An 8,431-nucleotide genomic window follows, 5' to 3' on the forward strand; every position below is an offset into this window, starting at 1 on the left:
CCGTTGTCAAAGAACAATTCTACGCTATTATGCCACCCTTCCGGCTTTATCTTCCGCTGCTTTTTTCCAGCAGGCGTGGCATTTGGCTTCATCACCGCCGGGGCAGGTGGTGTGGCCCGGCGGGCAGGTTATTGGTGTGCTATAGTCCCAGCGTTTTGCGATTATCATATTGAGCAGGGCATCAAGCACGGCGCTATTTTTGTGTGGCATTACTTTTGTTCCCGCATTTCCGGTGGCAGTTGCCGCCCAAGGCGTTCATTTTCAAAGCTTGCTTTACAGTGGTTAGGGTCAAAGAAAAAAAGAGAATCAATGACACGTCTGGGCCAGCTTCTTTTCCCGTTTTTTTCCCAGCGCCAGGCCCGGCTTGAGAGTGTTTCATCTGGCCAGCCACCTAAGAGAGTATTGAACAGTTGGTCAATGGCAATTAACAAAGCTTTCAGGCGGTTCATGCGACAGTTTCGCTTTCAGCTTCCAGCGCTGCTTTACGTTGCCCGCCAAGTTCCATGCACGTTGCCTTATGCGCCAGCGCCCCTTGCAGGTAAAGCGCCAGGAACTCTTGCGGGGTGAGTGTAAGCCGCACAAGCTGGCGGGTTGTGTTGTCTTCTGCATCTTTTGCATGCTCCCAGCCGTTCCAGGTAACGCTTTGGGGTACGCCGGGCACGCCCATGGTGGCCAGTGTTGCCGCGTTGGCGGTATCGGCAAAGTTTTGCTGGTCTTCCAGTTTGTAGGAAAAATGCAGCGTTTTGCCATTGATGTCATAAGGAAAACCAGCAAGGATGGCGGTGGATGTTTCGGCATCAATTTGGGCAAGCTGTTCTGCCAGTGTTTGCGACGGGGTAAGTTCGCCAAGGGGCAAACCATAGAATACCAATGCATCCTGCAAGCCGTGCAGGGTTCTTTGCCCTTCAGCATCTACGGGGCTTGGGGGAATTTGCGACAGGCCAGTGGCTTTGGCCCAGGCTTGTGCCACTGCTGCATCTACAAATGAGCTGGCAGCGGTAGACCACACGCGGCCATCTGGCAGTTGCCAGTACCAAGCTTCTTTTACAAAATCCATATTCCAACTCCTTACGAATAAATACAATATTGGTTTGCAGGCACGGTGCCCGCAACGTTACCGGGCAAAAAATTAGCCCCACGTCCACCGGAATAAATGTGCGACGCTGGCCCCATAAAAAAACGTATGCCCGTGAAAGCACCGGTAAATGTGGCTAAATAGGTGTGGCACGTTGTAAATACTGAAAAATCACTAATTGCTACAAAGCATTTGGCAGAACCAGTTACATCAAATGAATCCCATAAAATAGCTACTGCGGCGTAGGCTAACGAGAAAACACTTTCGGTGAAAGCGCCCGAAATTTTTGTGTTGCCATACAATGATATTTCCGCAGACCGTGCGCGGAGACAAATGCGCGAGGGGCCTACAAAGTGGCAACCAACAAAGGACAAGGACGCATAGTAATAAGCTCCCACCATGGCTATGGTTGTATCCCCTGCCACTGTTACATTTTTAAACGTTACGTTCATTGCCGCCAGTGCATAAATAGTGAAGTCATCCCTGCTGGCGGTAATTTTTGTACTGTCTGCATTTTCCCCTTGAAAAACCAGAGAGGTAAAACCCATGCTACTGTGCGCACCAAGCACAATAGATTCTGTGTATATCCCGACCCCAATAACGATTGTGGCAGAATAGATACCCAGCCCATTATATTGCCCCAGAATTACTAGTGCCCGTGTAATTGTCGCGACAGCCCCCGCAGGCGTGTTTTTCAACCCGTTATTTGTATTGTTGCCATCCTTGCGCACGTAGATAACTACATCGGCAGACAACGGAATACTAGCAGGACGCCATTCCGTTTTACCACCCAAGCTGGCAAGATAGGTGTTGTCTGGGCCGGGTTGAAAACCCAGTGTAAGGTCTTTACTTAAAACACCACCCCCTGTGAGAGGTGCCGTGGTCTTTATTTCGCGGATTTGCGGGACGTATTTTTTACCACAAGCCTCTTGCACAGGCGCGTGGGAGTCTGGCGCTTCATTATGGGCCTTGATGATGACGTAAGCGAATTTATCTACATATTCCCGGCTGGCCATGACGATGGCGGGGTCTATCTTCAGGGTGGTTTTTTCCGCGTTGGTGTGTTCCACCATGAACCGGCCCCGCATTTCCACCCCGGCCCCGTTATCTACTGTGGGCTTGTAGCTTTCCGGGTAGTTGCCCACGGCCAGCATGGTGCCTGCGGCATCGAACAGGCCCACCTCACGCACGGTGAAGCCGCCCACGGCGTGGGGAATGTACATTTCCACCACCACAATGCGCGGGTTATCCTTGTCTACATCCACCAGAATGGGTTCACCGCGCCACACTTCACGCGCAAGTTTTGTCCAGTTTTCCGCTGGTTGCACGGGCTGGCCAGCACCGTCGCCCACGGCGGCAAAGGCGTAGGCCACGCTGGGGCCGCCTGCGCCTGCACGGGCATAGGCGGCAAGGCCAGCTTCTGTGAGCAGCATGTAGTATTCTTGTGCCATGATGGCGATACTCCTTGTATTCAGTTATTATATGGGGAGGCTCTGCCTCCCCATTCCCCACCGCCAAGGGCATGATGCCCTTGGAACCCGCATCCGCGTTTACTTTCCCGCGTTGCGGGAGAGTAAACGTAAATGGGGGTCAAGGGGAATCATTCCCCTTGCTGGGGGTTTGGGGGACAGGGTCCCCCAAGAGTAGCTAAAGGTTGAATTGTGTAGATATTCCACGCCTGCCAGCCAAGGTGCAGATAGGTGGAATTGTGTGCTGTACGAATAGGCCGCACCCAGGGGGCAATGGTGACCACCTGGCCTGCCACCATAGCGGCGGCAATGTACAGTGTGGCTTTGGGTTTCAATATCAGGGTGCTGGATTCCAAAATGCTTTTGGCGGGTTTTGTGGTGTTCAGCACCCATTTAATGAGTTCATAGTCTTCATCCGTTATGGGGTATTCCCCGCCAAATTCACACCGGAAGTGCGCCCACAGGGCTTCTTCGCCCTCTTCCGCCCTATTAATGATGACGCTGCCGGTGTAGCCGTAGTGGGCCAAAATTTGGGGCATGCCTAGGGTGCGGCCTGCCAGTTTGTGCCAGGCCATGGCCGCGCATACCCTGCGCCGCCACATTTCTTCTGTTTCCCGCCAGTGGCGGGTAAGGCCACGGGCAGCGCCAAAGCGGTCTACATATTCTTTTTCACACGTTGCCGGGTTCCACTGGTTCACGAACCAACGCACGTCTGCCAGCACGTGGTCTGCGGCGCTGGCAATGCCCGCGCACAGGCAGGCAATGGGGCCGCCCATGAGCAGGAAAGGCCAGCGCAACACGGTGCAGAACCACTGCCAGAAGAACGGTGGTATGGGCAGGGCTGGCAGGGGCAAGCCCTGGGGTGTAGCACCCTGGGTGACGTTGCCGGGTGGAATGGCCATTACTGCTGCACCATGCCTGCGGTAAGGGTGAGGCTGGCCAGGGCCACCAGGCCGTCTTGGGGCACGGCAACCACATCTGCCGGGGTTTGCCACACCAGGCGCTTGAGCCCGGCCACCTTGCCAATGCAGGCGGCCACGGCTTTATCCCGCGTAAAATCTTCACCAATGCCAAAGGTAGGCACGTCTTCCATGTTGCTGCCACTGCCGGGAAAGAGCGCCCGCAAGCGGTTTTCCACTTCCTGCTTGCCAGTTTCCGGGCTGCCGGAAGAAAATTCTGCATGCAGGAGCAAGGCCACGGGCACTTCCACCGGGGCTTTGACCAGCCAGCGGTCGTTGACGGGAATTTTGTGGGCAATGGAGGCCCGCACCTTTTCCAGCAACGATTCTGTGGGAATGCCTGCGGTGCCCCGCACCACTACGTCTACGGTGCCTTCGCCGCGTGGGTGCTGGTCCAGAATTTCCGCCGTGAGGACGGCGGGCACGGCCAGCGCCCACGATTTATAGGCAGCCGCTGTGCAGCCTGCCTTTTCCAGCCAGGCCAGCACATAGCGTTCCTGCAATTGGGCGTCTGTTTCCGTATTGGCCCCTTCTTCTTGCAGCCAGTCTTCGGTATTGTTCACGCCTGCAATGCCGGGAATGTGGGTGGAAATTTCGCAAATTTGCCCGGCGGTGGCGTTGGCAGCCTGGCCGTATTCTTCCGCCTGCACCGGCACGGCCACGGTTTCTTCCCCGTTTGGCAGCACGGCTTCGCCTTGGGTGATGTAGCGGTAGACGTTGCCCCGGCCATCGGGCCGGGTACGAACGATGCGCCCGGCGGGAATGCGGATGTTGCCGGTTACCCCTGGGGCGCGGGAAAACAGCACATGCCCGCTGGCGCGGGTGGCTTCCCGCCGTTCCAGGGTAACCTGGTCGGCATGCAGGTTCAGCCAGTCACCTTCGGCCTGCAAGGGGAATGCCTGGGGCAGGCTGCGGCGCAAAAATTCGTAAAAGGCCCACAGCACCCAGGCGTAAATTTCTAAAAGGCCGCGCACGATGCCTGCATTAAGGTTGAGCCGGGCAGGCAGCCAGCCTTTGTTCTGGTAGTCTTCATGCACTTCTTGCACATGGGAAAAAACCAGTTCCCGGCATTCTTCCAGGGTTTTATGGACGGGCACTTGGGCGGGGGTTCGCATTTTTCAGTATCTCCATAACCAGGGTGCCGTTGTGTTCTGCCACGCGCAGCATGAGGAGCTGCGGGTGGGGTTCTTCCACCAGGGTAAATTCAAGGGCCAGGTCCACGCCTTCGTGGTTCCAGCCTTGTACGGTGCAGCGGGCGGTGCCGGGCTGCACATGGGGGTCGATGTTGGTGCGGGTTTCCACTTCCACGCACAGGGCGGCGCGGGTGGTGGGGGTGGATTCTTCACGTATCCACATGAGGGTGAGGGAGCCGAAGTCGACATCGTAGAACAGGTTGCCGAGGAGCACGAACAGGCGCAGGGCCACCATTTGCACGGCGCATTCACAGCCTTCCACCAGCACCAGCTCGCCGTTGGCGGCGACGGAAGCCTGGAAGTTGTTGCCAACGGCGATGTCGGCACCGAAGAGGTGGGCGGGGTGTGCTGGTGTGTTGTTCATGGGGGGAGAGTAAAAGAAACGGCAGGGAAAGGCAGGGGCGCGGCGGGGAATATGGGAGGAAATGGAGGTGGGGAAGGTTGTGCTTCTGGATTGCAGGGGGAAAACTAGCCTTTTTTACGCAGACTTCGTTGGCGGCGAATTTTCCTGCGGGGCAGTATTTATATACAGCCCCTTGAAAAATCCACCGCCGCCTCGTCTGCGCAAAAAATTCTATCATTTCCCCCCTGCCATCCAGAGAGTACCCCCCCGGCAAGACCGCGAAGCGCGGCCCTTGCCGGGTTTTAAGGTGGCTTCGCGTGGAGAATAATAATTCGTGCGCGGTGTTTTGACTACTTTCTAAGCCGGGCACTAGGAAAACGTTCAGTTTTTGTGTTTGGCAAGGCGCGAGTTTTTTTGGAAACAGGAGTGGACTCTTCCGTCCTCGACTGTTTTCAAAAAAGCAAAGCAACGCCGCCAAACGCAAAAAATGGATGTTTTCCCCTACCCGCATCCGGTACACCCCACAACCTTGCCATGAATACCCCCGGAAACGGTGAGGCTGCCGCTAATGCTGACATTGCCTGCCACCGTTTGTGGGCCTGTTAAGCTGTAGCTGCCCTCGTGGGTGCGGTGGCTTCTTTCATTCGTGGTGCCAATGCCGCCGTTTTCCCCGGTGCTGGTTTGGTTGCCAATGATGTTAATTTGCGGGGCCTGCGCCGTTATTTCGCTGCCGGATTTGATAACGGTGTTTTTGCCTGTTTCAATGGTGGTATTGTTGCCCACCTTCACCACCCAGTCTTTGCCAGCTTCATCTTCCACATTGGTGGGGGTAAGGGTAAGCACCTTATGTTTTTTATCAATTTTAATGTGCACGCCCGGTTCTTGCTGGATAATGAATTCCGTCAATTCCGCTGCCGGGGCCTGCTGGTTGTACCAGCGAATGTGCATGATGAAGGGATAGCTTGGGTCGCCGTCCAGGTAGCCCACAATGCAGTAGGTGCCCACGGCAGGCGGGCACACAACGCCCCGGTTTTCCCCGCCCCACAGAATGGGCAGTTCCAGCTTGGGCAGCACGGGTTCTGTGGTGTCGTCGCTTTCATCGTTACGCAGGGGCTGGACGTCGGCAAACCACTGGCCACCTTCTGATGCGTAAGCTGCCACGATGCGCCCCTTGCGGGGCATGCGGTAGTATTTGCGCAGGTCTGGCTGGCACAGTTCCACTAGTCGCTTCATGCGGGCGCGTAAGTCTGGCATGGTATTCCTTTTATTCTTTGTTGCTTACTTGGGGAGGCTCTGCCTCCCCAAACCCGACCTTCTCCACTCCTGCTGCGGGATATATGCTTCGGCGGCAAAGCCGCCTTCGCCCCGCCTTGTCGTTCCACGGCTCGCTACGCTCGCGACTGCCGTCGGCTTTAGGAAAGGGTGCTTTAGCAACGACCTAAAAATGAGGCTCGGAAAAAGTTCAGTATTTTGGTGTGGCAAGGTGCTTGTTTTTATGGGCGAAGCCACCCTAAAACCCGGCAAGGGCCGCGCTTCGCGGTTTTGCCGGGGGGGTACTCTCTGGATGGCAGGGGGGAAATGATAGAATTTTTGTGTGCAGGCAAGGCGGCGGCGGATTTTTCAAGGGGCTGTATATAAATACTGCCCTGAAGGAAAATTCGCCGCCAACGCCGCCTGCACCAAAAAGGCTAGTTTTTCTCCTGCAATCCAGAAGCACAACCTTCCCCCACCCAACGTCGCCAAACGGAACAAATGGACGTTTCCCTAATATCTGCCATGCTCTGTGCCATACCATAAAAACGTGCGGGCCTTGTGCCCTGTGACCTCGTGGCGCACACGTTGTGCCCGGTACAGGCCGGACACGCCCCTATACATATCTTGCAGCCGGAACTGGTGACTATGGCGCATATGGGGCAGCAAGAATGTTTCCACCTGGCCAAGGGCGGCTGCGTCGGTGGCGGGGCTATGCACAATAAGGTTGCCGCCGGTGACAACTCCGGGCACGCTGGTTTGGTCCGGGGCGTCCATGTCGCCCCAGTGGGCCGTGCCGGTACTGTCCATAAACAGGGCCCAGCGGCTGGTATCAATGGCAAAGGCTTGCTGGCAGGTAAGTTCCAGCTTTTCCGCAATTTGCCACACGTTCTCATTACTTACGGCAAAACGCGGCAAGGTGCAGCCGGGGGCGTTGATAGTGCCGGGCACAATGCCTGCTGCCGAAAGCACCCGGCGCAAGATGGCTTCCGGCGTTTCGTGCATCCAGGCTTCGGTAAAGCGTTTACGGGCAAAGGCGGCATCTGCTGCCACCAGCCCCAGTTCCACCTGGTGCTGTGTGCCGGGGCGTACCCATGTTACTTCCGCCTGCCAGCAGCCTGGCGCTTCCCCCCTGTAGCCCATGACCACCGTAACGGCATTGCCCTTGCTGATGCGTTGTATTTCTTCCCCTGTGGGGTCTGGCAGGGTAAGGCCACCACGGGTAAGGGGGCAGCGCCGGATACTTTCCAGCCAGAAGCTGGGCAGGCGCAGATATTCTTTCCCGGCGGCTATTGCGCTGGTTTGGATACCGTCAATAGTTATTTGCAAGTATGTTCTCCTTGCGGAAACGCTGAGTTATTCCGTTTGGCGGCGTTGCTTGCTTTTTTTGAAGCGGGGCAGGACCAAAGAGTCCAGCACCCGCTTCCAAAAAAGCTCGCGCCTTGCCAAACGAAAAACTGAGCGTTTCTAAATTCAGTCAATTTTTGTCGTCAATTGGTGTCAATAACCAGAACCTTCTCATTAGGCTTGGCGCTGGGCGCAGCAGGGGCCGTGCCCTTGTTACCCGTTGCAGCGGCTTGTTGTTCTGCCAGAGTTTTGCCCACCACCCGGTTTTCCGCAACGGTGATGGGGGGAATATGTTCAGTAAATGTCAGCGACGCCATGATGGTGTCGTCGCGGTTGGTTTCCCGGCTGGAAAGGCCGGAGAACACCACCTGGTTGATGTTGCGGGCCCGCAGGTGGCGGTTGACCACCCCCACTATTTTGGGGGCGGCCCTGGGGTTTACGTCTTTGAACTGGCGGGAAATGGTGGTGAGTTTATCGTAGCAGGTGCCGGAATCGTCGGTGAGTAGTTCCAGGTCGATGTTGACGGTGGCGTCTTCATACCCCATGGGGGTTTTCTTTTTGCCACTTTGGCCATCGGTTTTGGCTTCGTCGAAGCGTACTTCACCGGAAATGGTGAGGGAAGCCAAAAGGCCCGGCAGTTCTGCCCCGCCAAGGCTGACGATTCCATCGTCAAACGTAAGGTATTGCATGTTTTTTTCTTTCTCCGTTCGGGCTACGTTGAGATGAACAGCCAGCAAAGCTGTCTGTTCCCTCCGCCCTCGCTCCACGGCTCGCTATGCTCGCGACTGCCGTCT

Annotated in this window: 10 protein-coding genes; all 10 read right to left on the minus strand. The window is 56.2% G+C overall.

What is annotated here, in order from left to right:
* Positions 1 to 27: 27 nt before the first annotated feature.
* The 10 genes from G497_RS0110185 to G497_RS0110230 all read right to left on the minus strand — a co-directional run bounded on the left by G497_RS0110185 (position 28) and on the right by G497_RS0110230 (position 8,326).
* The gene (locus G497_RS0110185; RefSeq protein WP_027188070.1) at positions 28 to 210 is read right to left on the minus strand and encodes a hypothetical protein; all 183 of its coding nucleotides are present in this window, start codon (positions 208 to 210) and stop codon (positions 28 to 30) included.
* Positions 210 to 449, minus strand: a complete 240-nt coding sequence (locus tag G497_RS0110190) for a hypothetical protein (RefSeq protein WP_027188071.1) — start codon at positions 447 to 449, stop codon at positions 210 to 212. Before G497_RS0110190 ends, G497_RS0110185 begins: the two co-directional genes overlap by 1 nt.
* Complete coding sequence (locus G497_RS0110195) at positions 446 to 1,057, minus strand: DUF4376 domain-containing protein (RefSeq protein WP_027188072.1); 612 nt, start codon at positions 1,055 to 1,057, stop codon at positions 446 to 448. Before G497_RS0110195 ends, G497_RS0110190 begins: the two co-directional genes overlap by 4 nt.
* A gap of 11 nt (positions 1,058 to 1,068) precedes the next feature.
* Positions 1,069 to 2,526, minus strand: a complete 1,458-nt coding sequence (locus tag G497_RS19230) for a phage tail-collar fiber domain-containing protein (RefSeq protein WP_051258030.1) — start codon at positions 2,524 to 2,526, stop codon at positions 1,069 to 1,071.
* Positions 2,527 to 2,675: 149 nt separating this feature from the next.
* Positions 2,676 to 3,446, minus strand: coding sequence for a phage tail protein (locus tag G497_RS19235; protein ID WP_051258031.1), 771 nt, complete (start codon positions 3,444 to 3,446; stop codon positions 2,676 to 2,678).
* Complete coding sequence (locus G497_RS0110210; RefSeq protein WP_027188073.1) at positions 3,446 to 4,618, minus strand: baseplate J/gp47 family protein; 1,173 nt, start codon at positions 4,616 to 4,618, stop codon at positions 3,446 to 3,448. The genes G497_RS19235 and G497_RS0110210 overlap by 1 nt, the downstream gene beginning before the upstream one ends.
* Positions 4,587 to 5,060, minus strand: a complete 474-nt coding sequence (locus tag G497_RS0110215) for a hypothetical protein (RefSeq protein WP_027188074.1) — start codon at positions 5,058 to 5,060, stop codon at positions 4,587 to 4,589. The genes G497_RS0110210 and G497_RS0110215 overlap by 32 nt, the downstream gene beginning before the upstream one ends.
* A gap of 480 nt (positions 5,061 to 5,540) precedes the next feature.
* The gene (locus G497_RS0110220; RefSeq protein WP_027188075.1) at positions 5,541 to 6,293 is read right to left on the minus strand and encodes a phage baseplate assembly protein V; all 753 of its coding nucleotides are present in this window, start codon (positions 6,291 to 6,293) and stop codon (positions 5,541 to 5,543) included.
* 510 nt (positions 6,294 to 6,803) lie between these two features.
* Positions 6,804 to 7,619: a hypothetical protein gene (locus G497_RS0110225; RefSeq protein ID WP_027188076.1), complete on the minus strand. Its 816-nt coding sequence runs from the start codon at positions 7,617 to 7,619 to the stop codon at positions 6,804 to 6,806.
* 161 nt (positions 7,620 to 7,780) lie between these two features.
* Positions 7,781 to 8,326, minus strand: coding sequence for a hypothetical protein (locus G497_RS0110230; protein WP_027188077.1), 546 nt, complete (start codon positions 8,324 to 8,326; stop codon positions 7,781 to 7,783).
* Positions 8,327 to 8,431 lie beyond the last annotated feature (105 nt).

This window comes from Desulfovibrio cuneatus DSM 11391 (assembly GCF_000430005.1).
In the GTDB taxonomy this organism is placed as follows: domain Bacteria; phylum Desulfobacterota; class Desulfovibrionia; order Desulfovibrionales; family Desulfovibrionaceae; genus Frigididesulfovibrio; species Frigididesulfovibrio cuneatus.